Below are 23491 nucleotides of genomic sequence, written 5' to 3'. Positions count from 1 at the left end.
TTGACCAGGAGGCAGGGTGCGGATCGTCCTCGCGCTGCTGTGTGCCGCGCAGTTCATGGTCGTCCTGGACGTGTCCGTGGTGAACGTGGCCCTGCCCTCCATCGCGCAAGCGCTGGCCGTCGGGCCTCTGGGGCTGGCCTGGGTCGGGAACGCGTACGCGCTGACCTTCGGCGGGCTGCTGCTGCTCGGCGGGCGGCTGGCCGACCTGTACGGGCACCGGCGGGTCTTCGTCACAGGCCTGGCCGTGTTCTCCGGGGCCAGTCTGGCCGGTGGGCTGGCGGACACGGCCGGGCTGCTGATCGCCGCGCGGGCCGGGCAGGGGGCGGGGGCGGCGATCCTGGCGCCGGCCACGCTCACCGTCCTGACCTCCGTCTTTCCCGAGGGGCCGCGGCGTACCCGGGCCATCGCCGTCTGGACGGCCGTCAGCCTGGCGGGCGGCACGGCGGGCAACCTCATCGGCGGGGCGCTGACGCAGTATCTGTCGTGGCGGTCGATCCTGCTGGTCAACGTGCCCATCGGGCTGGCCTGCCTGGTCGCCGCCCGCCGGCTGCCCGCCGATCCAGGGCGGCGCCGCGGGCGGCTGGACGTGCCGGGCGCGCTGACGGCCACCGGCGGGCTGGTGGCGCTGGCGTACGGGGTGTCCGGGTCGGTCGTCGCCGTCTTCGGGGGGTGTGTGCTGCTGGGGTTGTTCGTGCTGGTGGAGACGCGGGTCGCGGCCGTTCCGCTGGTTCCGCCCGCCCTGGTGCGGGCTCGGGCGATCTGGCTGGGCAACGTGGCGATGCTGCTGGCCGGTGCGTGCCTCAACCCGATGTGGTACTTCCTGACGCTGTCCCTGCAGAACGTCCTCGGGTACGGGCCGCTGCTGACCGGGCTGGCGTTCCTGCCGCACACGCTGCTGACCATGCTCGTCGGGCTGCGGGTGACGCCTTGGCTGATGCGGCGTACCGGTGACCGGGTGCTCATCGTGGCGGGTGCGCTGATCGGGGCGGCCGGCTTCCTGTGGCAGAGCCGCCTCGGGCCGGGCGGCGACTACGTGACCGCCGTCCTGGGGCCGGCCGTGCTCATCTCCCTCGGCAGCGGCCTGCTGAACACCCCGCTGACCGTCACCGTCACCTCAGGCGTGGCCTCGGAGGACGCCGGGGCGGCCTCCGGCCTGATGAACACCGCCAAGCAGATCGGCGGCGCTCTTGGCCTGGCCACCCTGGTCGCCTTGACGTCCACGCAAGGGGCCGACGCCAACCCGGCCGACCTGGCGGAGGGCTACGGACAGGCGTTCGTGCTCATAGCGGCGGCGCTGGCCGCAGTCGCCGTCCTGGCCCTCGCCCTACCGCACCGCCGGGACCCCGAACCCACTCCCACGGACCGCAACCAGACCTGGGCCGGCTCACGGCTCGGCCGCCGTTGGCGCTGAGGGCCTTCGGGGGGTGAGAGGCGTGAGAGTAAGGCTGGTGGTGGGGGCGGGTCGGCGTTCACATGGGGTCGGTTGCCAGTTGGGTGGCGCGCTTCGCGAGGTCGGTGGCGAACTCCTCGGCGCGGGCCAGTTGGGTGCGCAGGGCGGCGCAGCGGTCGCGGGCCGCCTCCTCGAAGCGGGCGAGTCTGGCCGCCAGGTGAGCGCGTTCGGCCGGTGACAGGACCTGCCGCTCGGCCGGTTGTGAGGCGGTCGGGGTGGTTTCGTCGAGGCGGTCGGTGATGGAGAGCAGTTCGCCCATCTCCTCCAGGGTGAAGCCGAGTGGCTTCATGCGGCGGATCACCATCAGGCGGGCGACGTCGGCCTCCGTGTAGAGGCGGAAGCCGCCCTGGCTCCGGGCGGACGGCCGGACGAGGCCGACCTCGTCGTAGTGACGGATGGTGCGCAACGACAGCTCGGTGCGGGCCGCCACCTCGCCGATGTGCATGTGACCTGATGTCTCCATGACGGGCGGCGCGGGCTCGTCCATCTCTCGTACGACCTCACTGCCCGGCGTGGTGGGTGCGGCGTGCCAGGCCCCGCCGGATCTCTACCCTAACGTTAAGGTAGAGTTGCCGATGGCCGCGCCGGGAGAGGCGCGGACCCGACACCCCCGGCGCTCCGGCCACGACGACGTGGGCCGCCGCCGTCATCTCCGAGGTCAGGACTCTCGACGCGCGCATGCCTTCGATCATCACCGCCTGCTGCCCACCGTGACCTGCCCACCGTGACCTGCCCACCGTGACCTGGCCACCGTGACCTGGCCGCGGCGCGCATCGCCGCCCCGCCTCTCTCCCTCGCCTTTCTCCCACCGCGCCGTTACGCTCCGGCGCCGCCTCACCCTCAGCAGAAGGACGTTCGTTGCCCAGCTCTTCCATGCCCGCCCGCCCGTCCGCGTCCCTGGCCGCCCGGCTGCGGCCCGGCCGGCCCGCCTGGCTGTCGCCGTCGGTCGCGCGTACCGAGTTCCTGTCCGGCCTGGTCGTCGCGCTGGCGCTGATCCCTGAGGCGATCTCGTTCTCGATCATCGCCGGGGTGGACCCCAGCGTCGGCCTGTTCGCCTCGTTCACCATGGCCGTGGTGATCGCGTTCGTCGGCGGCCGGCCCGCGATGATCTCCGCGGCGACCGGCGCGATCGCGCTGGTGGTGGCGCCACTGGCCCGCGAGTACGGCTTCGGCCACCTGATCGCGACCGTCATCCTGGGCGGGCTGATCCAGATCGTGCTGGGCGCGCTCGGCGTGGCCAAGCTGATGCGGTTCGTGCCGCGCAGCGTCATGGTCGGGTTCGTGAACGCGCTCGCCATCCTGATCTTCATGGCGCAGGTGCCGGAGCTGATCGACGTGCCGTGGGTCGTCTATCCGCTGGTGGGCGGGGCGCTGGTGCTGATGGTGCTGCTGCCGCGCCTGACCAGGGTGGTGCCGGCGCCGCTGATCTCGATCGTGGCGCTCACCGCGCTCACCGTCGGCGCGCACCTGGCGGTGCCGACGGTCGGCGACCGCGGGGCGCTGCCGGCCTCGCTGCCCGTGCCCGGCCTGCCCGACGTGCCGTTCACGTGGGACACGCTCACCCTCATCGCCCCGTACGCGCTGGGCTTCGCGCTGGTCGGGCTGATGGAGTCGCTGATGACGGCCAAGCTCGTGGATGACATCACCGACACCCGCTCCTCCAAGACGCGCGAGTCGATCGGCCAGGGCGTCGCGAACATCGTCACCGGCTTCTTCGGCGGCATGGGCGGCTGCGCCATGATCGGCCAGACGATGATCAACGTCAGGAACGGCGCCCGCACCCGGCTGTCCACGTTCACGGCCGGAGTCATGCTGATGGTGCTGTGCGTGGTGTTCGGGCCGCTGGTCTCGCAGATCCCGATGGCCGCGCTGGTGGCGGTGATGATCCTGGTGTCGTTCGGCACGTTCGACTGGCACTCGATCGCGCCCGCCACGCTCAGGCGGCTGCCGGTCGGCGAGACCACCGTCATGCTGGTCACGGTCGCCGTGGTGGTCGCCACGAGCAACCTGGCGATCGGCGTCGTCATCGGCTCGCTGACCGCGCTGATCATCTTCGCCCGCCGGGTCGCGCACCTCGCCGACGTCACCGCCTGCCTCGACCCCGACGGCGGGCAGGTCGTCTACGCGGTCACCGGGGAGCTGTTCTTCGCCTCCAGCAACGACCTGGTCTCGCGGTTCTCCTACGCCACCGACCCCGACGACGTGGTCATCGACCTGACCGACGCGCACATCTGGGACGCCTCATCGGTCGCCGCGCTGGACGCCGTCGAGGCCAAGTACGCCGCGCGCGGCAAGAGCGTGCGCATCGTGGGCCTCAACCGGCCGAGCGCCCGCATGCACGAGACCCTGTCAGGCGAGTTGTCCGGCAGCCACTGACCCGGCGGCGAACAGCGGGTTCGTGCCGCCGTCGGCCGTCATGGTCGCCATGATGACGACGCGGACGGCCGGGGTCGATCGCTTTTCGCGGGCGGCGGCGCGTGGGATGCTCCGCTGGGACCGCCGAGCGGAGAGGGCCGGATCATGGCGCGCAGAGCACGGATCGTGGTCGTGGGAGCGGGGTTCGCCGGCCTGGCGGCCACGAAGGAGCTGGCGAGGACCGGGGCGCTGGTGACGGTCGTCGACCGCAACCCGTACGCGACCTTCCAGCCGCTGCTCTACCAGGTGGCCACGGCCGGGATGAGCACCGCCGACGTGTCGTACCCGATCCGCACGTTCGCCGCCCGATGGCCGAACGTGCGGGCGCGGCGGAGGCGCTGCACCGGCGCGGGGTGCGGCTGCGGCTCGGCTGCACGGTCGCGGCGGTGGAGCAGGACGCGGTGGTGCTGAGCGATGGCCGGCGGGTCCCGAGCGACCTGACCGTGTGGGCGCTGGGGGTGACCGCGCCTTCGCAGGTCGCCGACTGGGTGCTGCCGCAGGGCGCGGGCGGCCGGATCACGCTCACCGAGGCGCTGAACGTCCCGGGTCATCCGGAGATCTTCGTGGCCGGCGACCTGGCGGGCCAGCCGTCGCCGCAGCCGCAGCTCGCGCAGCCGGCGATCCAGATGGGCGCGCACGCGGGCCGCCAGATCGCCGCCGCCCTGCGGGGCGGCTCGGCGCGGCCGTTCGCCTACCGCGACCCCGGCATCATGGCGACGGTGGGCAAGGCCGAGGCCGTGCTGCAGTTGCCGAACGGGGTGAGCGTGCGCGGCCTGCCGGCCTGGCTGGTGTGGATCTTCATCCACGTCATGTACCTGCTCGGCGGCCGCAACCGGGCGAGCGTGCCGCTCAACTTCTTCTGGCGGTACGCCGGCCCGCGCCGCAGCGCGACCAGCGTCTCCCAGTGACTCGTCGACCTGGACGCCACGCCGTCCGGGGCGCAGGGTGTGCGGCCTGATCAGTCCTTGCGCTTGTTGCGCTCGCTGCGGTAGGCGATGCCGATCGCGATCAGGATGGCGATGGCGGAGATGATCCAGACCGGTTCCACCGGGTTCCTCCCAACGCTGCGGATGGTGCGGCGCTCGCCCTACCCGGAGAGAGGCACCCAAACGGATATGTGGGCATTGACGTGCATTGTCCTGATCTGACGGTTTCAACGCTCCCTTTCAGGAAAGAACCTTGCCCACTGACCGCTACCCCACCTGACCCCCGGGAGACCTCCATGCTCACACCCACTGCTCCCGTTCCCGCCGGCCCCCATGACGCGGCCGCGGGTGGAGGGGCGCGGGTGCTCTGCTCCGGCGACCCGTACGACTTGACGGGCACCGCGCACTCGTGGAGCGAGTTCGGCGAGGACGATCTGGGCACCCTCTACCGCTGCGACGTGTGCGGCGTGACCGACGTCGCTCCCTGACCACGCGCCGCAAAAGGATTTGCGGACCGCGACCGGCATCGGGCAGCCTTGCCCCTCGTGAAAATGCACGCCGACCAACTGACGATCGAGGCCGGAACCGTACAGACGCTGGTGGACGAGCAGTTCCCGCAGTGGCGCGGCCTGCCCGTCACCATGCTCGCCACCCAGGGCACGGTCAACGCCATCGCCCGCATCGGCGACCGCCTCGCCGCCCGCTTCCCGCTGCAGCCCGGCGACCCAGAGGCCGTGCGAAGCCGGCTGGAGGCGGAGGCGGGCGCGGCCCGCGAACTGGCCGCGGCCACCCGCTTCCCGGTGCCCGAGCCGGTCGCGCTGGGCGAGCCGGGCGCGGGCTACCCGCTCCCCTGGTCGGTGCAGACCTGGCTGCCGGGCACGGTGGCCACCGACGCCGACCCCGGCGAGTCGTCGGCGTTCGCCCGCGACCTGGCCGACCTCATCGGCGACATCCGCGCCATCGACACCCGCGGCCGCACGTTCTCCGGCCGGGGCAGGGGCGGCGACCTGCCCGCCCACGACGAGTGGATGGAGACCTGCTTCCGCAGCAGCGAGCACCTGATGGACGTTTCCCGCCTGCGCCGCGTCTGGGCACACCTGCGCGAGCTGCCCCGCGAGTCCCCCGACGTGATGAACCACGGCGACCTCATCCCCGGCAACGTGCTCGTCGCGGACGGGCGGCTGGCCGGCGTGCTCGACACCGGCGGCCTCGGCGCCGCCGACCCCGCGCTCGACCTCGTCAGCGCCTGGCACCTGCTGGAGGCGGGGCCGCGCGAGGAGTTGCGGGCCGCGCTCGGCTGCGGCGACCTGGAGTGGGAGCGCGGCAAGGCGTGGGCGTTCCAGCAGGCGATGGGCACGGTCTGGTATTACGTCGACAGCAACCCGCCGATGAGCCTCATGGGGCGGCGCACCCTGGACCGCATCCTTGCAGAAACCGGATGATTTGCCGCCCGCCCGCCCTGGAGAATGCGGGCATGTCCCAGGCGAAGTTGCGCACCGACCGGATCGATCTCGTCCCGCTCGCCGACGAGCACCTCGAGCACGAGATCGAGCTCGACTCCGATCCCGAGGTGATGCGCTACCTCACCGGGCGCGCCCGCACCCGCGAGGAGGTCGAGGCGGCGCACCGGCTGCGGCTGGAGGCCGCCGGCCGGGTCCCCGGGCTCGGATTCTGGGCGGGGTTCGTGGCCGGGGAGTTCGTCGGGTGGTGGATCTTGGAGCCGCCCGAGCGCGCCGACCAGGGCCCGGTCGAGGGGCAGGCCGAGCTGGGCTACCGGCTGCTGCGCCGCTTCTGGCGGCGGGGCCTCGCCGGCGAGGGGGCGCGCGAGCTGCTGCGGCACGGCTTCGAGGACCTCGGGCTCGACCGCGTCTTCGCCGAGACGATGGCGGTCAACGCCGCCTCCCGCGCCACGATGGCCTCCCTCGGCATGACGTACGTGCGCACGTTCCATCAGGACTGGGACGACCCTCTGCCCGGCAGCGAGCAGGGCGAGGTCGAGTACGCCATCACCCGCGACCGGTGGCTCTCCCACCGAGCCACCCACACCTGACCCACCCGGCCGGCGCCGCGACCCACGCCTGAGCACCCCATCCACCGCGACCCACACCTGACCCACCGCATCCCAGGCCTGAGCACCCCACCCGCCGCCGACGACGCCTGACCGGCTCGCCCGCAGGTGCTCGGCGTCCCCTACCCCGCCCTCATCCTGGCCAGCAGCGCCGGGCTCCAGTGCGTGCCGTAGACCTGCCGCAGCCGCTCCGACCGCCAGTCGGCGCCGGTGACCACCCCGCGGCACGACGGCGCCCCGCATCGGCACGCCATCGACCACCCCTCGACGCCGGTGTGCGTCGCGTAGTCGATGGTCAGCTCCTCCCCCGGCTCGATGTCGCGGCGGGCGGTGAGCGTGGTCGCGTCCTGGTGCCACAGGGCCGGGTCGCAGGAGTGGTTGCCGTACCGGACGGGGTGCGCGGGGTCGAGGAGCAGGTGGACGCCGTCCTCCACGGTGATGCTGCTGTAGGGCGGCGTGAGGGCGGCCAGCGTGTCGTCGTCGATGACCCGGCCGCCGAGCCGCATCACCACCTCGCCCCGGCGGATCCGCCCGACCGCGAACAGCCCGGTGCCCTCGATCGGCGAACGGCGCGGTTCGGCGGCGGGCGTCAGCCAGCTCTCGGCGTCGTACGTCACAGGGTGATCGTAAGGTGCTGGTGAGTACGTCCCGAGCGTACGTACCCGGCGGGGTCCTGCACCTGGCCGTCGCCTTTACATTGTAGATCACCAGGGAAGTATGCCGTCCTCCTCCTGGAAGGTGCCGGTGGGGCCGTCCTTGCCCATCATGGCCACGCGGGCGACGACCTGCGCGCTCACCTCGGCGGACCGGCCACCGGGGTGGTCCTTGGTCAGGTCCGTGTCGGTGTAGCCGGGCTCCACCGCGTTGAACGTGATGTCCGGCACCGTCTTCGCGTACTGCAGGGTGAGCATGGAGACGGCGGCCTTGCTGGAGCCGTACACGAGGGACGGCACGTGGAACGCGGGCCGCTGCGGGTCGGTGACGGCGTGGAACGAGCCGAGCGCGCTGGACAGGTTCACCACCACCGGGTGGTCCGACTTGCGCAGCAGCGGCAGCGCCGCCTGGGTCACGCGGATCACCCCGACGACGTTGGTGTCGAACACCAGCAGCGCCTCCGGCCCGGTGGGGCTCTCGAGCCCGAGGCCCGCGTTGTTGATGAGCACGTCCAGGCGGCCCTGCTCGGCCTCGACGGTCTTCATGGCCGCAACCACGGAGGCGTCGTCGGTGACGTCCAGCCGGACGAACCGCGCGCCCAGCTCGGCGGCGGCGCGGCGGCCGCGTTCTTCGTCGCGGGCGGCGGCGTAGACGGTGTGGCCGGCCGCGACGAGGAGGCGGACGGTCTCGTAGCCGATGCCCTTGTTCGCACCGGTCACCAGGGTCACAGTCATGATCGTTCCTCTCTTCGGTACGGGACGATCGTCCAGCGCCGGAGAGGGGTGGTGGCAGTGTCCCGGCGTTCCTGGGGGTGACAGGACCAGTCAGCGTCGGGCCCGACTGCATAGGCTCGATGCCATGACGGATGACGCGAACGTCCTGGGCTCCTACCTGCGCGCCCGCCGCGAGCAGGTCGCGCCGGAGACGGTCGGGCTGCCGAAGGCCGGCCTGCGGCGGGTGCCGGGGCTGCGGCGGGAGGAGGTGGCGATGCTGGCCGGCATCAGCGCCGACTACTACCTGCGGCTGGAGCAGGGCCGCGACCGCCACCCGTCGGAGCAGGTGCTGCGCTCGCTGGCCCGGGTGCTGCAGCTCGACGCCGCCGCCACCGACTACCTGCTCGGCCTCGGCGCCGCCCCGCCGCCGCGCCGCCGTCGCCGTCCGCGCCGCGAGGTCGTGCCCGAGGGCACCCGTACGCTGCTGGGGACGCTGCCGCTGCCCGCGTTCGTGGAAGGGCGCTGTTTCGACGTACTCGCCGCCAACCGGCTGGCCGTCGCGCTCTCCCCCAGGCTGGCGCCGGGCGGCAACCGGCTGCGGGACCTCTTCCTGGACCCGGCCGAGCAGGCGCTGTACGGCGACTGGGAGCGGGCCGCCGCCGCGCTGGTGGCCGGGTTCCGGGCTTCGGTGGGCACCGACGTGGACGACCCGCGCGGCATCGAGCTGGTCGGCGAGCTGTCCCTGGCCAGCGAGCTGTTCCGGACGTTGTGGGCGCGCCACGACGTGGTCCGGTGGCGGAGCAGCCCGGTGGTCCTGCACCATCCGCAGGTCGGGGAGCTGCGGCTGCTCAGGGAGAAGCTGGCGATCACGGGCGTCACGGGGCAGCTGCTGGTCATGTACCACGCCCAGCCCGGGACCGAGCACGCCGACAAGCTCGCCCTGCTGTCCTCGTACGCGCTCCCGGACGGCGAGCCGACCCGGAGCGCGTCCCGCGCCGACGTCACCTCCTGAGCGGTCAGTTCTCCTGGCCGACGGGGACGAACTCGGGCTGGTCGAGGACGCGGAGCCAGCTGCCGTCGGGCTGACGGCGGACGACCTGGGCGCGGGCGCCCGCCCCGTCCCTGGGCGGGGTGGCGGTGAGCGCGATGTCGCCGCTGATCAGCGTCGGCAGCGGCGGCTCCTGCTCGAAGTGCGGCCGACCGGCCAGCACCTTCTCCCACAGCTCGCGGATCGCCTCCCGGCCCCTCGTCCGGCTGCCGGGCGGGTAGGCGAGAACGGCGTCCTCCTCATAGAGGGCGGCGACCCCGGCCGCGTCACCGGCGTTGGACCGCTCGACGAACAGGCGGGTGATGTCTTCCGGACGCATGGCCTTCTCGTACATATATGTCCTCGTTCAGTAGGATTTTCCGCTTTTCTTCAGCATGGCAGCGGGCACTTTCAGAAGTCCAACAGCTAGTTGTGATGGCAACTAGAATCAGCAGTCATGGAACTGCGCCAGCTCGAATACTTCGTGGCCGTCGCCGAAGAGCGGAACTTCACGCGTGCGGCCGAGCGGGTGCACATCAGCCAGTCCGGGGTCAGCGCCCAGATCAGGCAGCTCGAACGCGAGCTCGGCGCCGACCTCTTCGACCGCTCAGGGCGCACGGCCACGCTCACCGTCGCCGGCAAGGCCGCGCTCGAACACGCCCGCGCCACCCTCGCCGCGGCCGCCGCCGTCGGTCAGGCGGTGGGCGAGGTCACCCATCTCATCAAGGGCCGTCTCGTCGTCGGCATGGTGAACGGGTGCACGATCACGCCGCTGTTCGACACGCTCGCGGCCTTTCACCGAGCGCATCCCGGGGTGGAGATCTCACTGCTGGAGGGCAACTCGGATGCGCTCGCCGAAGCCATCCGCGCGGGGAGCATCGACCTCGCCCTCGTCGGCACCGCCGCCGCCACCGCTCCCGAGGGCCTGTCCGAGATGACGATCGTCAGCGAACGTCTCGTCGCCGCCGTGCCGCCCGCCCACCCCCTCGCCGAGCCGGGGCAGGTCACACTGGCGGACGTGGCGGCGTACCCGATCGTGTGCATGCCGCCGGGGACCGGGCTGCGGCAGGCGTTCGACCGGGCATGCGCGGCGGGCGGGTGCCGGCCGGCGATCGCGTTCCAGGCCGGCGCCTCCGACGCCATCGCCGCCCTGGCCGAACGCGGGCTCGGCGTCGGCATCCTCAGCGGGTCCATGGCCGCGGCCTACCGCGACCGGCTCACCGCGCGGGTGATCGACGACGCACAGGAGATCGCCCGGCTCGCCCTGACCTGGAAGACGCCGTACGGACCCGCCGTACGCGCCTTCCTCACCCACGCCCGCCGTGCCTTCGCCCTCCCCGCCACCGCCTGACCCACCCTGCGGCATGGAAGGCTTTGCCCCCTGCTGGGGGATTTCGCAGGGCGCGGTCGCTAGCGTGGGAAGCGTCTCGCGCCGAGATGGCGCCTTCCGGGAAGCCGCATCGTCCATGTGCTCGTACGTCATGGAGGAGATCCCGATGTTCCCACGCCTGCTCGTAGCCGCCGCCGTCACCCTGTCCGCCCTGATCGGTCCGGCCTGGACCAGCACGGCCGGAGCCGCCACGGTGGCGCAGGACCCGGTCCCGCTGCCGCCCGTGCCCGGCGGCTCGGACGACCCGTACCTCGAACAGCCGCCCGACGCCGAGCACAACGACCGCCGGGGACAGCGCTAGGCGGTGGTGACGACGATCTTGCCGAACTGGGTGTTCGACTCCATGTGCTGATGTGCCTGCACGATCTGCTCCAGGGGGAACACCCGGTCCACCACCGGCCGGAACGCTCCGGCCCGCAGCCCTGAAGTGATGAACGCGGCCGCGCGGCGCAGCCGTTCCTGATCCTTGGCGACCTCGAGCATCGTGTACGTGCGCAGGTTGAGCGCCGGCATGCCCAGCTCGAACCCCGGGTACGGAGTCGGCTGCCCGCTCAGCGCACCCCACAGGAACAGGGTGCCGTCCGCCGCCACGGCCCGTGCCAGGTCCACGACGCCGGGACCGGCTACCGCGTCGAAGACGTACTCGGCGCCCTTGCCGCCGGTCAGCTCCAGCACGCGCGCGGTCACGTCCTCCTCGTCGGAGACGATGACCTCGGCGGCGCCCTCCTCGGCCAGTTGCCGGGCCTTGGCGCGGGTGCGGGTGACGGCGAACGGCCGCGCGCCCAGCCGGTCCGCGGTGTGGATGGCGGCCAGGCCGACGCTGCTCGACGCCGCGTTGATCACGGCCACGTCCCCCGCCCGCATGCGGGCGACCTCGGCCATCGCGCCGTACGCGGTCAGGTAGGGCATCCAGACGGCGGCGCCCGAAACCGCGTCCACCTGTTCGGGCCGTGGCACCAGGGAGGTCACGGGCACGACGGCCCGCTCGGCATAAACCCCATAGTCGTTCTGCGAGAAGTTGGGGATCACGCTGACCCGCTCTCCCGGCGCGAACCCGGCCACCCCCGGACCGACCGCCTCGATCACACCCGCGGCCTCGTTACCGAGCCTGCCCGGCAGCCGCTTGACCGGCTCGATGTACTGCCCGCTGCGAAACAACGCCTCAGCCCGATTGACGCCGATCGCTTCGACCCGCACCCGCACCTCACCGACGCCCGGCTCCCCCGGCTCCTCATCCTCCAGCCGCATCACCTCGGGCCCGCCGAGCTCGTGAAAGCGCACTGTCCGTGCCATGCCATCCCCCATGTGTACGATCACCATCGAACATTCAAGGCCGATCGTATCCCCTGAACCCCGCAGTCCTCACCCGCCACCCCGCGCCATCGCGATCGTTGCCTCGCTGCGCCGCCGTGGCTCATCCGCACCCGCACCCACGAACGGTCAGGCGCGGCGGGGGTTGCGGGGCTGGCTCATTTCGCGTCGAAGGACGCCCTGGCCTCCACGATGCCCGCCGCGTTCTCCTCGGCCCAGCCGGCCAGGTCGCGGACGATCTGCAGGAGGCTGGCCCCGCGCGGGGTCAGCGCGTAGTCGACTCGCGGCGGCTTGGTGGCGTGGACGGTCCGGGAGACCAGGCCGTCGCGTTCGAGCCCCTGCAGGGTGGCGCTGAGCATGCGCTTGGTGATGGGCTCGCTCAGCCGGCTCAGCTCGTTGAAGCGCCGCGTGCCGTCGCCCAGCTGGCAGATGACCACCACGGACCACTTGTCTCCGATGCGTTCGAGCACGTCCCGGATCAGGGCGCGGCGGGCCTGCTCGTCCAGCTCGATCTCGGCGATGGGTGGTGACATGGAAGCAGTATACGACGGATACCTGGTTCTGATGGCCTGGTGGTTCTCTCAGTGATACCAGGGCAGGTCAAAGTGCCTACTTGTGGCCGTACAAGGAGGAATGCGAGGGTGTCGGTGACGGACTAGGTATACGACAAGAACCACTAAGGAGCTGGGACTTTGCAAGCCATCGGCCTATACGAGTACGGCGGACCTGAAGTCCTGCGCGTCCTCGACCTGCCCGAGCCGCACGCCGGCCCCGGCGAGGTACGGGTACGCGTACACGCCGCCGCCGTGAACCCCTCCGACACGCTGCTGCGCGCCGGCGTCACCGCCCCGTTCCTCGAGGGGTCGCCGCCCCCGTGGGTGCCCGGCATGGACGTCGCCGGCGTGATCGACGAGATCGGCCCCGGCACGGACACCGACCTGACCGTGGGCGACGCGGTGATGGCGATGGTCATCCCGCTCGGTACGGCCGCCGGCGGCTACGCCGAGCAGGTCGTCCTGCCGGCCGCCCGGGTCGTCCGCGCTCCGGCCGGCCTCGATCACGTGGCGGCCGCGACGTTGCCCATGAACAGCCTCACCGCGCTCCTGGCGCGCGACCTGCTGGCGCTCGCCCCCGGCTCGGTGCTGGCGGTGACGGGAGCCGCCGGAATGCTCGGCGGCTACCTCGTGCAGCTCGCCAGGCACGCGGGGCTGACCGTGGTGGCCGACGCCGCGCCCAGCGACGAGGATCTCGTACGCTCGCTCGGCGCGCACGTGGTCGTGCCCAGAGGCGCCGAAGTCACCGGCCACGTCCTGGCCGCATTCCCTGACGGGGTGTCGGCGGTCGCGGACACGGCACTCATGGGTCCCGTGCTGCTTGACGCCGTACGCGACGGCGGCACCTACGCGCGTTTCCGCAGCCCGGGCGAGCCCGGATTCAAGAACGTCGAGAGCGTCCGCGACATCAGGATCGCCGCCGTGTTCGTCCCCGAGTACACGAACCGCCCGGACAAACTGCACGAAATCCTCCACCTGGCCGAGGCAGGCGTCCTGACCCCGCGCGTCGCCGCAACCCTGCCCGCCGCCGAGGCCCCCGAGGCCCACCGCCTGCTCGCGAAGGGCGGAACACGCGGCCGCCTGGTCCTGACCTTCTGACCACGCCGCAACCGGCCACGACAGCGACCGGCGGGGACCCCGGTCCCCCGGCCGGTCGCCCCGATCTCGCCACCGGCTCCCCCCAGCGTCCCGAACCCAATGGATTCTTCACTTGTTCACAAGGAGTCATCGTGTCCACACGTTTCACCGGCAAAGTCATCCTGATCACCGGCGCCACCTCCGGCATGGGCCGTGCCACTGCTGAGCGGCTGGCCGCCGAGGGCGCCAAGGTGGTGCTGGCCGCGCGGGGCAAGGAGGCCGGCGACGAGGTGGTCGCCGGCATCCGTGACGCGGGCGGCGAGGCGACGTTCGTCCGTGCCGACGTCACCGTCGAGAGCGAGGCGGCCGAGGTGGTCAGGCAGGCGGTCAGCCGGTACGGCCGGCTCGACGGCGCGTTCAACAACGTCGGCGCCGCCACCGCGATGGGCGAGCTCACCGGAATCGACGCCGGCGCCTGGCAGGCCGAGCTGGCCCTGAATCTCACCAGCGTCTTCTACGGCCTCAAGCACCAGATCCCGGCGCTGCGCGCGTCCGGGAGCGGCGGAGCCATCGTGAACAACGCCTCCGTCGCGGGCGCGAGCGGCCAGCCCGGCATGGCCGCTTACAGCGCCGCCAAGCACGGCGTGATCGGCCTCACCAGGTCGGCCGCGCTCGAGACGGCGACGGCGGGCATCCGCGTCAACGCCCTGGTCACCGGCGGCGTCGACACGCCTCTGACCCGCTCGAACCTGGGCCCGAGCCCTGAGGAGTCGCTGCGAGCGGCCGCCGCCATGCACCCGGTCGGCCGGATCGCCCAGCCGGAGGAGGTGGCAGCGCTGGCGGCGTTCCTCCTGAGCGACGAAGCCTCGTTCATCACCGGCGCCGCACTCGCGATCGACGGCGGCATGACCGCCCGCTGAACGGCCCCGGCTCGCCGAACCGACACGCCAGGAACAACAGCCGGCCGGCCACCGGCGCACCACACAACACCCCCGGCTGACTCACCGGGCCAAGACACGGAACGCCCCCGCCGAACTCACCAGGGCAGGACGCAGAATTCGTTGCCGTCCGGGTCGGCGAGGACGGCCCACTCCGCGTCGCCCTGGCCGATGTCGATGCGGGTCGCGCCCAAGGCGAGCAGGCGCTCGATCTCCGCCTCCTGGTCTCCGCCGGCGGGTGGGGCGAGGTCGAAGTGGAGGCGGTTCTTGCCCTTCTTGGGGGCGAGGGGCGGGCCGCCCCAGGTGATCTTGGGGCCGCCGTGCGGGGAGCGGATCGCGGTCTCCTCGTCCTGGTCCCACACCAGCGGCCACTCCAGAGCCGCGCTCCAGAAGTAGCCGACCTTCTGGGAGCCGTCGCACGACAGCGCCCCGATGAAGCCGCACTCGGCCAGGAACTTGTTGCCGTACTCGATGACGCAGAACTCGTTGCCCTCGGGGTCGGCGAGCACCACGTGGCCCTCGTCGGGGCCCTGGCCGATGTCGATGTGCCGGCCGCCGAGCGCCAGCGCCCTGTCGACGGTGGCCTGCTGGGCGTCGGGGGAGGCGCTGGTGAGGTCGAAGTGGATCTGGTTCTGGCCGATCTTCTCCGCCTCGGTCGGCTGGAACCGGATGCGGAAGCCGGTGTCGTCGGGCGGCAGCAGCGCCACTCCGCCGCGCGGATCGTCGGCGCTCTCCCAGCGCAGCACCCCGGCCCAGAAGCGGGCGAGGGCGGCGGGGTCGTGTGCGTCCCAGCTGAGTGCGACGAGCTGTGCCGTCATCCGGCGGCTCCCCTCTTGCAGGTTCGGGAACGGGCGGGCCGACGGCCTCCCGGCGCGGAACGCAGCCACCCTAGCCCGCGCGGCGACCGCCGCACCAACGATTAAAATCACCCGCTCAGCAGGGGCAGCCACACCACGTCGACGATCTCGACGATCTTCTCGTACGGCACCGGCCGCATGGTCATGAACAGGTCGTGGCGCAGCAGATCGAGCGGCAGGTTGACGACGCGGGACGGGCGCGGCACGTCGGGCAGGTCGCCCCGGGCGACGGCGCGGCCCACGATCGTCTCGAACGGGGCGGGCCGGCCGGGTTCCAGGAGCGAGTCGCGCAGGCGCGACAGGCTGCTGCCGGTCTCGTGGAAGTAGCCGCCGAGCTGCACGCTCATCAGCGTGATCATGCCGCTCCTGTCGGCGTCGGCGTTGCGCAGGAACCCGATGGCGTCGTCGCGCAGGCTGCCGGTGTCGGGGATCTCGATCGGCCGCCAGTAGGTGGTGAGGGTGGCGAGCAGCAGGTCCTCGCGCTGGGGCCAGCGCCGGTAGAGGACGGGGCGGCTGGTGCCGGCGCGGGCGGCGACGGCCTCGTAGGTGAAGCCGTGGTAGCCGTGCTCGACCAGCACGTGCCAGGCGGCGTCGAGGATCGCCTCCTCCAGCCGGGCCCCCCGCCGCCGCGAACCGCTCTCAAGACTCACTTGTGTATCTTATCGCGCTGCCCTACGGTCTCCCTCGTTAGATACACACGCGTATCCTAAGGAGACGTCCTTGACGTTCGACGTCATCATCGTCGGCGGCGGTCCCGCCGGCCTCTTTCTCGCCGCCGAGCTGCGCCTGGCCGGGGCCAGGCCCCTCGTCCTGGAGCGGCGGCCGGAGCCCGACCAGGCCGACAAGGCGCACGGCCTGGCCGGGCAGGTCGTGCGGCTGCTGGACCATCGCGGCCTGCTCGACCGCTGCGGCAGCCCGGGGGCGCCGCGCCCGGCGCCGGGGTTCTTCTTCGGCGGCCTGCCGCTGCCGCTGCACCTGCTCGGCGCGGACAACCCGATGCACCTGCTGCCGATCAACCAGCGCGACCTGGAGCGGGTACTCGCCGAGCGGGCGGCCGAGCTGGGCGCGGAGGTGTGGCGGGGCTGGGAGGTGCGCTCGTTCGCGCAGTACGGCGACCGGGTGGAGGTCGTGGCCCGCGGCCTGGACGGCACCGAGACCACGCTGGCGGCCCGCTACCTCGTGGGCTGCGACGGCAGCCGCAGCGCGATCCGCAAGCAGGCGGGCATCGCGTTCGCCGGCGGCGAGGACGAGCACACCGTCGACCGGTCCGCGCTGATCGGGCCGAGCGACCGCATCCGGTTCCTGCCGGGCGGGCGGGTGGCGATCGAGGGGCTGGGCGAGATCCCGGCGGCGTTCCACCGTACCGGCAGGGGCGTCTTCACGCTGCTCGGGCACGACCCGCAGCGGCCGCTGATCAACACGGCGGAGTGGGAGGAGCACCCGGACGGCGACCATCCCGGGCCCGGCACGCCGATGACGCTGGCCGAGATGGAGGCCAGCGTCGAGCGGGTGCTCGGCGTGCGGCTGCCGCTGAGCCCGCCGCCGCCGGGCGCGCCCACGATGCTGCGCCGCATGTCCGGCCGCAGCTACCGGATCGCCGAGCGCTACCGCGACGGACGGGTCTTCCTCGCCGGCGACGCGGCGCACGTCAGCCACGGCCCGACCCTGAACCTCGCGCTCCAGGACGCGGCCAACCTGGCGTGGAAGCTCGCCGCCGTCGTACGCGGCAGCGCCGGGGACGGCCTGCTCGCGACGTACGAGAGCGAGCGGCGGGCCAGCGCCGAGCGCGTCATCATGCACACCAGGGCGGCGAGCGCGCTGCTGGCGCCCGGCGACGACGTCACCGCGCTGCGCGCCCTGTTCGCCGAGCTGCTGACCGGCACCGGCAACCTGCGGCTGGTGGCCGGCCTGGTGGCGGGCTCGGACGTCCGCTACGGCATGGGCGGCGACCAGCAGGCCGAGCCCACCGGCCGGTTCACGCCGCCGCTCGACGTGACCACCGCCGACGGCCGGACCGGGCGGCTGGCCGAGCTGCTGCGCGACGCCCGCCCGCTGCTGCTCGACCTGACCGGCGGCACCGCCCTGGCCGCCGTCGCCGAGCCCTGGACCGAGGTTCGCAGGGTCGCCGCGACGACCACGGGTTCCCCCGCGCCCGCCCTGTTGATCCGCCCCGACGGCTATGTGGCGTGGGCCGGTGACGACCCCGACGGGCTGAAGGCGGCGCTCATCCGCTGGTTCAGCCCGAGCTGACCGGCGCGGCCTGCTGCTCGGTGAAGTCCAGCTCGGGCGGCGGGACACGGAACAGCCGGGTCAGGTAGGCGAGATAGACGGCGCCGGCGGCCAGCCAGACCAGCCCGAGCGTGATGGCGTGGCCGTCGAGCTGCGTGAGCAGGTAGAGGTCGATGACCGCGCCGATCGCCGGCGCCACCGCGTACGCGAGCACGCCGAGCCGCCGCCCGGCCCGGCGCTCGCGGACGTAGTGGGCGATCACCGCCACGTTGACGAACACGAACGCGGTGAAGGCGCCGAAGTTGATGAACGACGTCGAGGTGGCCACGTCCATCCTGACCGCGATCAGGCCGACCAGGCCGGTGAGCAGGATGGAGAAGACGGGGGTGCGCAGGCGCGGGTGCAGGTAGCCGAAGATCCGGCGGGGCAGCACGGCGTCGCGGCCCATCGCGTACAGCAGGCGGGTGGTGCTGGCCTGGGCGGCCAGGCCCGAGGTGAACTGGGCCACCACCAGCCCGGCCAGGAAGACCGCGCCGAACAGGCTGCCGCCGATGGTCCGGGCGATCTCCGAGGCCGCCGCGGAGGAGTCGGCGAACGCGCCGCCCGGGTGGACGAGCTGGGTGACGTACGAGACGACGACGAAGATGCCGCCGCCGATGAGCGCGACCAGCAGGATCGCCCGCGGGATCGTGCGCCGCGGCTCCACGGTCTCCTCGGTGAGCGTGGTGACGGCGTCGAAGCCGAGAAAGGAGTACGCGGCGATGGCCGCGCCCGCGGCGACCGTGGACAGGCTCGCGCCCTGCCCGGTGAACGGCGTCAGCTCGAACAGCGCCCCGGGCCCGCTGCCGCTGATGAGGTGCCCGGCGGCGAGCAGCACGAAGAAGCCGAGCACGAGGATCTGGAAGATCATGAGCAGCGAGTTGGCCCGGTCGGCGACCTTGATGCCGGCCAGGTTGAGCCCGGTGGTGAGCACGACGAACGCGACGATCCACACCGGCACCGGCACACCGGGGAACTGCGCCGCCAGGTAGGAGCCGCCGATCAGCCAGATGACCATGGGCAGGAAGAAGTAGTCGAGCAGCACGGCCCACCCGACCAGGAACCCGGCGCGGGCGTCCACGGTGCGGCGGACGTAGGTGTAGGCCGAGCCGGCGACCGGGTAGGCGGCGGCCATCCGGCCGTAGCTGAGCGCGGTGAACAGCATCGCGACCAGCGCCAGCGCGTACGCCGACGGCGCCGCGCCCGCCGTGGTCTCGGCGACGACGCCGAAGATGCCGAGCACGATGAGCGGCGTCAGGTACGCCAGCCCGAACAGGACGACGGACCGCAGGCCGAGCGTACGCCGGAGCGTGGGGTGCGGGGTGGGTGGCATGGTCACTCCGGGGATGCGCCGGCCGGCCTCCACCGGCCGGGGTCGATACGCCCCTGGTAGAGGGGCAGGTCGATGGGCCGGTCGGCGTCGGTGAACTGCGACCAGACGCGGTTGAGCCCGGCGGTTCCGTGGCGGCGGACGCGAGTGACGTCGTCGAGGTCGAGCACGTCGGTCAGCACGGTGGCCGCCTCCCCCGCCTCGGCCCTGACCCGGCCTTCCGGGTCCACCACGAGGCTGCGTCCCGTGCCGGTGGGGGCGGCGGTGTTGACGGAGACGACGTACACCTGATTGACGATCGCGTTGGCGCGGGCCAGCACGAGCTCCTGCGCGCGGTCGGCGGTGGTGGTCATCACCGGGTTGACGATCACCTCGGCGCCCATCCAGGCCAGGTGCCTGGCCACCTCGGGGAACCAGGCGTCGTAGCAGATGGACAGGCCGATGCGGCCGGCGCCCGGCAGGTCGCAGACGACGAAGCGGTCGCCCGGCAGGTACGGCTCGTACGGCCGCCAGGGGAAGACCTTGCGGTAGGAGGCCGTCAGCTCGCCCTCAGGGGAGAGCATCAGCGCGGTGTTGTGCAGCGCGCCGCCGTCGCCGCGTTCGCAGATCGTGCCGGGCAGCAGCCAGACGCCGAGGTCACCGGCCAGCTCGGCCAGCTGCCTGACCAGGGGGCCGTCGAGCGGCTGCGCCGTGGCGGCCAGCTCGGCGTCGCGCTCGGCCGGGCGTACCCGGCTGCCGAACAGGTGCAGCTCCGGAAATATCACCATCCGGGTGCCGGGAAAGCTCGCCAGGACGTCCTCCACGTGCTCGGCGAACCGCGACACGGGCGCGCCCGCGGGCAGCGGCTCGCTCTGTGCGAGCGCGACGGGGAGGGGCCTGGGCATCGTCCACCTGCCTTCTGACCAGCACGTCTGTGCGGCGATGCCCCAAAATAGCTCATATTGAGCTTTTAAAGCAACGTACGGTGGTGAACCATGGACGCCCTGACCGCGCTCAACTCGGAGGCCCTGGAGGGGCTGCGGCGGCTCACCGCGCTCGACACCGTGCGCGCCCGCATCGCCCTGGCCGTCGACCTCGGGCTGCTCAAGCCCGGCGAGCGCCTGCCCCCCACCACCGACGTCGCCCGCGCGCTGGACGTCGGGGAGATCACCGTGCGGCGCGCGCTCACCGCACTGTGCGAGGAAGGCGTCCTGGTACGCCGCCGCGGCCGTTCAGGCGGCACCATGGTCGCCGACGAGCCGGCCATCGGAACGGTGGCCGAGACCGCGGCCTACCGCACGGCCGCGGCCGAGGTGCACCGGCTCATCGACCAGCGCCTGCTGCTGGAGTGCGGCCTGACCCACCTGGCCGCGACCGCCGTCACCGCCGAGCGGCTGGCCGAACTGAAGTCCCTGGTCGCCGAGATGGACCACGCTGCGGGCTGGGCCGACTTCCACACCTGCGACGAACGCTTCCACCTCGCGCTCGCGGCGGCGTCCGGCGTGGAGTCGGCGACGGCGCACTACGGGCCTGTGCTGCGCCGCCTCTACCGCTACTACCTCCCTTATCCCCTGGACTACCTGCGCGAGTCGAACAAGGAGCACGCCGCGCTGGTGACGGCGCTGGAACGGGGCGACGCGGTGGAGGCGGTCCGCGTGGCCAGGGCCCACGTGGAGGTCCTGCACCACACGATGTTCGTCGGCCTGCTCCGCTGAGTCAGCGGCCTTCCTGAACCTCGACCCTGAGTACGCGGTCGTCGCCTGGGCGGGGGTCGGTGCCGCCCCAGGTCGCGCGGTCGGTGTTGGAGGTGACGAGCCACAGGGCGCCGTCGGGGGCGACCTCGACCGTGCGGATGCGGCCGTAGTCGCCGTGGAAGTGGGCGATGGGGTCGGAGGCGGCGGTGCCGGCGGTGACCGGGACCTGCCACAGGCGCCGGCCGCCGAGCGCGCCGATCCAGAGCGAGCCTTTCGCGTAGGCGACTCCCGAGGGGCTGGCGTCGTCGGGGTGGAGGGTGGCGATCGGGGGGACGCCGGTCGAGCCTTCCGTGCCCTCGGTCTCCGGCCAGCCGTAGTCGGCCCCCGCGCGCAGCACGTTCACCTCGTCCCAGGTGCGATGGCCCAGCTCGGAGGCGTACGCGGTGCCGTCGGGGCCGAACGCGATGCCCTGCACGTTGCGGTGGCCGCTGGAGTAGATGGGTGATCGGGCCGGGTTGTCCTCCGGGACGGAGCCGTCGAGTGCGATGCGGAGGATCTTGCCGTTGAGCGAGCCGGGGGTGGCGGCGTTCTCGGGCTCGAACGCGTCACCCGTCCCGATCCACAGGTGGCCGTCGGGGCCGATCACGAGGCGGCCGCCGTGGTGCCTGTCGGCGGTCTGGATGCCGTCGAGCAGCACCCGGTCCACGCTGAGCGCGTCGTAGCCGGCGGCGATGGTGAGGGCGACGACGCGGTTGGCGTCCTGACCCGAGACGGAGGCGTAGACGGTGCGGTCGGTGGCGAAGCTCGGTGAGGCGACGATGCCGAGCAGGCCGCCCTCCGAGCTGGCGTGCACGTCCGGCACGACGCCCACCTCGCGGGCCGCGCCGCCGGCGGCGGGGATGCGCAGGATGCGGCCGCTGATGCGCTCCGACACCAGCGCCGAGCCGTCGGGCAGGAACGTCAGGCCCCACGGCGCCTCCAGGCCGGTGACCAGCTCGGCCGGCTCGCCTAAGGTCGCCACCGGGCCCGCCGGTAAGGTCACCACCAGCCGGGACGGGTCCGCCACCGGCGCGGGTGCGGGCGCCGCCGAACAGGCCCCCGCCACCAGCACCGCGACCACGGCCGCTGTAACGGTGCGCGCGGTCATCGCTTCAGCTCCAGGGTTTCGGCGAAGCCGAGGCGGCGGACGAAGGCTTCGCGGGTGAGGTCGCTGAGGGCCATGACGTGGTCCACCCCGGCCCGTGCGGCGTCCACGACCGAGCGGAACGGGCGGCGGCCGGCGGGCAGGGCGAGGATGCGGCGGATCTCGTCGGCCACGTCCTGCGGGTCGGCGGTCGTGCCCGCCTCGAACAGCAGCTCGTGCGCCTCGTGGGTGCGCTCGACGAGCGGGTCCAGCTCGGCGTACTGGGCGGTCACCTGCCGGTCGCTGGCCTTGGAGGCGTTGGCGAAGTGGCCGGTGCCCCGGGTGATCGCGCCGGGCATGACGATCGAGGTCTCGATGCCGAACTGCGACACCTCGTACGACGTCACGACGGCCAGCGCGTCGAAGGCCGCCTTCGAGGCCACGTACGGGCCGAGGAACGGCGGGGTGGTGACGAGGCTGGTGCTGCTGACGTAGACGAGCGTCCCCGAGCGGCGCTCGCGCAGGTGCGGCAGCGCCGCGCGGTTGACCCGCTGCGCCCCGATCGTGTTGACGTCGAACAGGTGGGCGACGTCGTCGTCGGTGAACGCCTCGGCGTACCCGATGAACAGGTGACCGGCGTTGTGCACGACGACGTCCAGCTCGCCCGCCTCGTCCAGCACGGTGCGCACGGCGGCGTCGGCGGAGGTCTGCGAGGTGACGTCGAGGGCGACGACCCGCAGGTCGTGACCCCGGTCCCGGGCGCGCTTCGTCAGCTCCGCCACGGCGGTGGCGTCGCGGCCCTCGGGGTCGCGCATGGTGGCGTAGACGGTGTGGCCGGCCGCGGCCAGGGTCTCGGCGGTCAGGCGGCCGATGCCCGTGGACGATCCGGTGATGAGCACGACGGACATGGTGGGGGCTCCTTTCCGGCGGGCGGGGCTCAGGCGGCGCCGCCGTTGACGTAGAGGACCTGGCCGTTCATCCAGCGGCCCGGCCCGGCGAGGAAGGCGATCACCTCGGCGGCGTCGGCGGGCTCGCCGAGGCGGCCCATCGGGGTGAGCGAGGCGAGGCGGTCGATGGTCTCCTGGCTCTTGCCGGCGAAGAACAGCGGCGTGGCGGTCGGGCCGGGCGCGACGGCGTTGACGGTGATGTCGCGGCCGCGCAGCTCGCGGGCGAGGATGAGCGTCATCGCCTCGACGGCGCCCTTCGACGCGGCATACGCGCCGTAGGTCGGGGTCTGCAGGCGGGTGAGCGAGGAGGACAGGTTGATGATCGCGCCGCCGGCGCGCAGGCGGCGGGCGGCGAGCTGGTCCACCACGAACGTGCCGCGCACGTTGACGCGCTGGATGTGGTCGAAGGTGTCGAGCGGAGTCTCCGCGATGGGCGCGGTCGGCATGACGCCGGCGGCGTGGACGAGCACGTCGATGCCGCCGAACTCGCGCTCGGCGAGGTCGAACACCTCCGCCATCGCGTCCTCGTCGGCGACGTCGCCGGCTGCGACGACGGCCCGGCCGCCGGCGTCCCGCACGGCCTGGGCGGCCTGCTCGGCGCGGTCCTTGCCGCCCGCGTAGTGCACGACGACGGAGAAGCCGTCGGCGGCCAGGCGTTCTGCGCTCGCCCTGCCGATGCCGCCGGACGCGCCGGTGATGAGGGCGACTCGCTGGATCTTGTCGGACATGCTGGATGCCTTCCGCTACTATATGGACCGTTCGTTCATTTC

At 72.7% G+C, this 23491-nt stretch carries 27 protein-coding genes; 14 read left to right on the top strand and 13 right to left on the bottom strand.

Features of this window, described 5'->3' with window-relative positions; genetic code table 11:
* Positions 1-16: 16 nt before the first annotated feature.
* Positions 17-1411: an MFS transporter gene (locus ACFFR3_RS47255; RefSeq protein ID WP_379485302.1), complete on the top strand. Its 1395-nt coding sequence runs from the start codon at positions 17-19 to the stop codon at positions 1409-1411.
* 58 nt (positions 1412-1469) lie between these two features.
* Here the strand turns inward: ACFFR3_RS47255 and ACFFR3_RS47250 are convergent, their stop codons facing one another.
* Entirely contained in the window at positions 1470-1913 is a 444-nt protein-coding gene (locus tag ACFFR3_RS47250) for a MerR family transcriptional regulator (protein ID WP_345409841.1), read from the bottom strand.
* Positions 1914-2323: 410 nt separating this feature from the next.
* Here ACFFR3_RS47250 and ACFFR3_RS47245 point away from each other — a divergent pair, with 410 nt between their 5' ends.
* The 6 genes from ACFFR3_RS47245 to ACFFR3_RS47220 all read left to right on the top strand — a co-directional run bounded on the left by ACFFR3_RS47245 (position 2324) and on the right by ACFFR3_RS47220 (position 6841).
* Positions 2324-3826: a SulP family inorganic anion transporter gene (locus ACFFR3_RS47245; protein ID WP_345409840.1), complete on the top strand. Its 1503-nt coding sequence runs from the start codon at positions 2324-2326 to the stop codon at positions 3824-3826.
* Positions 3827-3970: 144 nt separating this feature from the next.
* Positions 3971-4276, top strand: a complete 306-nt coding sequence (locus ACFFR3_RS47240; RefSeq protein ID WP_345405750.1) for an FAD-dependent oxidoreductase — start codon at positions 3971-3973, stop codon at positions 4274-4276.
* The gene (locus ACFFR3_RS47235; RefSeq protein ID WP_379485301.1) at positions 4174-4773 is read left to right on the top strand and encodes an NAD(P)/FAD-dependent oxidoreductase; all 600 of its coding nucleotides are present in this window, start codon (positions 4174-4176) and stop codon (positions 4771-4773) included. Before ACFFR3_RS47240 ends, ACFFR3_RS47235 begins: the two co-directional genes overlap by 103 nt.
* A gap of 314 nt (positions 4774-5087) precedes the next feature.
* The gene (locus ACFFR3_RS47230; RefSeq protein ID WP_364573774.1) at positions 5088-5279 is read left to right on the top strand and encodes a hypothetical protein; all 192 of its coding nucleotides are present in this window, start codon (positions 5088-5090) and stop codon (positions 5277-5279) included.
* Between the two features lie 63 nt (positions 5280-5342).
* Complete coding sequence (locus tag ACFFR3_RS47225; RefSeq protein WP_345405741.1) at positions 5343-6233, top strand: aminoglycoside phosphotransferase family protein; 891 nt, start codon at positions 5343-5345, stop codon at positions 6231-6233.
* A gap of 32 nt (positions 6234-6265) precedes the next feature.
* Entirely contained in the window at positions 6266-6841 is a 576-nt protein-coding gene (locus tag ACFFR3_RS47220) for a GNAT family N-acetyltransferase (RefSeq protein WP_345405738.1), read from the top strand.
* A 140-nt stretch (positions 6842-6981) separates the two neighbouring features.
* Here the strand turns inward: ACFFR3_RS47220 and ACFFR3_RS47215 are convergent, their stop codons facing one another.
* Together ACFFR3_RS47215 and ACFFR3_RS47210 are read right to left on the bottom strand one after the other, a co-directional pair.
* Entirely contained in the window at positions 6982-7476 is a 495-nt protein-coding gene (locus tag ACFFR3_RS47215; protein ID WP_345405735.1) for an SET domain-containing protein, read from the bottom strand.
* Between the two features lie 87 nt (positions 7477-7563).
* A complete protein-coding gene (locus ACFFR3_RS47210) occupies positions 7564-8247 on the bottom strand; it encodes an SDR family NAD(P)-dependent oxidoreductase (protein ID WP_345405732.1) in 684 nt (227 codons plus the stop codon).
* Between the two features lie 124 nt (positions 8248-8371).
* Between ACFFR3_RS47210 and ACFFR3_RS47205 the strand changes: the two genes are divergently transcribed.
* Entirely contained in the window at positions 8372-9238 is an 867-nt protein-coding gene (locus tag ACFFR3_RS47205) for a helix-turn-helix domain-containing protein (protein ID WP_345405729.1), read from the top strand.
* Between the two features lie 4 nt (positions 9239-9242).
* Here the strand turns inward: ACFFR3_RS47205 and ACFFR3_RS47200 are convergent, their stop codons facing one another.
* Complete coding sequence (locus tag ACFFR3_RS47200; RefSeq protein ID WP_379485300.1) at positions 9243-9593, bottom strand: YybH family protein; 351 nt, start codon at positions 9591-9593, stop codon at positions 9243-9245.
* 117 nt (positions 9594-9710) lie between these two features.
* Between ACFFR3_RS47200 and ACFFR3_RS47195 the strand changes: the two genes are divergently transcribed.
* Positions 9711-10604, top strand: a complete 894-nt coding sequence (locus ACFFR3_RS47195) for a LysR family transcriptional regulator (protein WP_345405723.1) — start codon at positions 9711-9713, stop codon at positions 10602-10604.
* Positions 10605-10749: 145 nt separating this feature from the next.
* The gene (locus ACFFR3_RS47190) at positions 10750-10944 is read left to right on the top strand and encodes a hypothetical protein (RefSeq protein ID WP_379485299.1); all 195 of its coding nucleotides are present in this window, start codon (positions 10750-10752) and stop codon (positions 10942-10944) included.
* Here the strand turns inward: ACFFR3_RS47190 and ACFFR3_RS47185 are convergent.
* Together ACFFR3_RS47185 and ACFFR3_RS47180 are read right to left on the bottom strand one after the other, a co-directional pair.
* Positions 10941-11936 carry a zinc-dependent alcohol dehydrogenase family protein gene (locus ACFFR3_RS47185; protein ID WP_345405717.1) on the bottom strand — a complete coding sequence of 332 codons (996 nt, stop codon included), beginning with the start codon at positions 11934-11936 and terminating at the stop codon, positions 10941-10943. The two genes, ACFFR3_RS47190 and ACFFR3_RS47185, sit on opposite strands and share 4 nt — an antisense overlap.
* Before the next feature lie 176 nt (positions 11937-12112).
* A complete protein-coding gene (locus ACFFR3_RS47180) occupies positions 12113-12487 on the bottom strand; it encodes a winged helix-turn-helix transcriptional regulator (RefSeq protein ID WP_345405714.1) in 375 nt (124 codons plus the stop codon).
* Positions 12488-12646: 159 nt separating this feature from the next.
* Here ACFFR3_RS47180 and ACFFR3_RS47175 point away from each other — a divergent pair, with 159 nt between their 5' ends.
* Both ACFFR3_RS47175 and ACFFR3_RS47170 read left to right on the top strand, forming a co-directional pair.
* The gene (locus ACFFR3_RS47175) at positions 12647-13606 is read left to right on the top strand and encodes an NADP-dependent oxidoreductase (protein WP_379485298.1); all 960 of its coding nucleotides are present in this window, start codon (positions 12647-12649) and stop codon (positions 13604-13606) included.
* A gap of 131 nt (positions 13607-13737) precedes the next feature.
* The gene (locus tag ACFFR3_RS47170; RefSeq protein ID WP_345405708.1) at positions 13738-14505 is read left to right on the top strand and encodes an SDR family NAD(P)-dependent oxidoreductase; all 768 of its coding nucleotides are present in this window, start codon (positions 13738-13740) and stop codon (positions 14503-14505) included.
* A 116-nt stretch (positions 14506-14621) separates the two neighbouring features.
* On the opposite strand, the gene ACFFR3_RS47165 is transcribed toward ACFFR3_RS47170, so the two are convergent.
* Positions 14622-15341 carry a VOC family protein gene (locus tag ACFFR3_RS47165; protein WP_364372414.1) on the bottom strand — a complete coding sequence of 240 codons (720 nt, stop codon included), beginning with the start codon at positions 15339-15341 and terminating at the stop codon, positions 14622-14624.
* 107 nt (positions 15342-15448) lie between these two features.
* On the bottom strand, positions 15449-16030 hold the full coding sequence (locus ACFFR3_RS47160) for a TetR/AcrR family transcriptional regulator (RefSeq protein WP_345405705.1): 582 nt from the start codon (positions 16028-16030) through the stop codon (positions 15449-15451).
* A 70-nt stretch (positions 16031-16100) separates the two neighbouring features.
* Here ACFFR3_RS47160 and ACFFR3_RS47155 point away from each other — a divergent pair, with 70 nt between their 5' ends.
* Positions 16101-17630: an FAD-dependent monooxygenase gene (locus ACFFR3_RS47155; protein ID WP_379485297.1), complete on the top strand. Its 1530-nt coding sequence runs from the start codon at positions 16101-16103 to the stop codon at positions 17628-17630.
* Here the strand turns inward: ACFFR3_RS47155 and ACFFR3_RS47150 are convergent.
* A complete protein-coding gene (locus ACFFR3_RS47150) occupies positions 17617-18981 on the bottom strand; it encodes an APC family permease (protein ID WP_364372408.1) in 1365 nt (454 codons plus the stop codon). The genes ACFFR3_RS47155 and ACFFR3_RS47150 overlap by 14 nt on opposite strands.
* Before the next feature lie 2 nt (positions 18982-18983).
* A complete protein-coding gene (locus ACFFR3_RS47145) occupies positions 18984-19862 on the bottom strand; it encodes a carbon-nitrogen hydrolase family protein (RefSeq protein WP_379485296.1) in 879 nt (292 codons plus the stop codon).
* Positions 19863-19952: 90 nt separating this feature from the next.
* Here ACFFR3_RS47145 and ACFFR3_RS47140 point away from each other — a divergent pair, with 90 nt between their 5' ends.
* A complete protein-coding gene (locus ACFFR3_RS47140) occupies positions 19953-20672 on the top strand; it encodes a FadR/GntR family transcriptional regulator (protein ID WP_345405699.1) in 720 nt (239 codons plus the stop codon).
* A gap of 1 nt (position 20673) precedes the next feature.
* Here ACFFR3_RS47140 and ACFFR3_RS47135 read toward each other — a convergent pair whose 3' ends face one another.
* The 3 genes from ACFFR3_RS47135 to ACFFR3_RS47125 are packed head-to-tail and all read right to left on the bottom strand — an operon-like array spanning position 20674 to position 23449.
* Positions 20674-21798, bottom strand: a complete 1125-nt coding sequence (locus ACFFR3_RS47135) for a PQQ-dependent sugar dehydrogenase (protein ID WP_379485295.1) — start codon at positions 21796-21798, stop codon at positions 20674-20676.
* On the bottom strand, positions 21795-22682 hold the full coding sequence (locus ACFFR3_RS47130; RefSeq protein ID WP_345405696.1) for an SDR family oxidoreductase: 888 nt from the start codon (positions 22680-22682) through the stop codon (positions 21795-21797). The genes ACFFR3_RS47135 and ACFFR3_RS47130 overlap by 4 nt, the downstream gene beginning before the upstream one ends.
* Before the next feature lie 29 nt (positions 22683-22711).
* The gene (locus ACFFR3_RS47125; protein WP_345405693.1) at positions 22712-23449 is read right to left on the bottom strand and encodes an SDR family oxidoreductase; all 738 of its coding nucleotides are present in this window, start codon (positions 23447-23449) and stop codon (positions 22712-22714) included.
* Positions 23450-23491: the final 42 nt, after the last annotated feature.

This window comes from Nonomuraea salmonea, assembly GCF_042428605.1.
Lineage (GTDB): Bacteria > Actinomycetota > Actinomycetes > Streptosporangiales > Streptosporangiaceae > Nonomuraea > Nonomuraea salmonea.
Note: the sequence above shows the minus strand (reverse complement) of the source record. Positions and strands in the feature narration are given on the sequence as shown.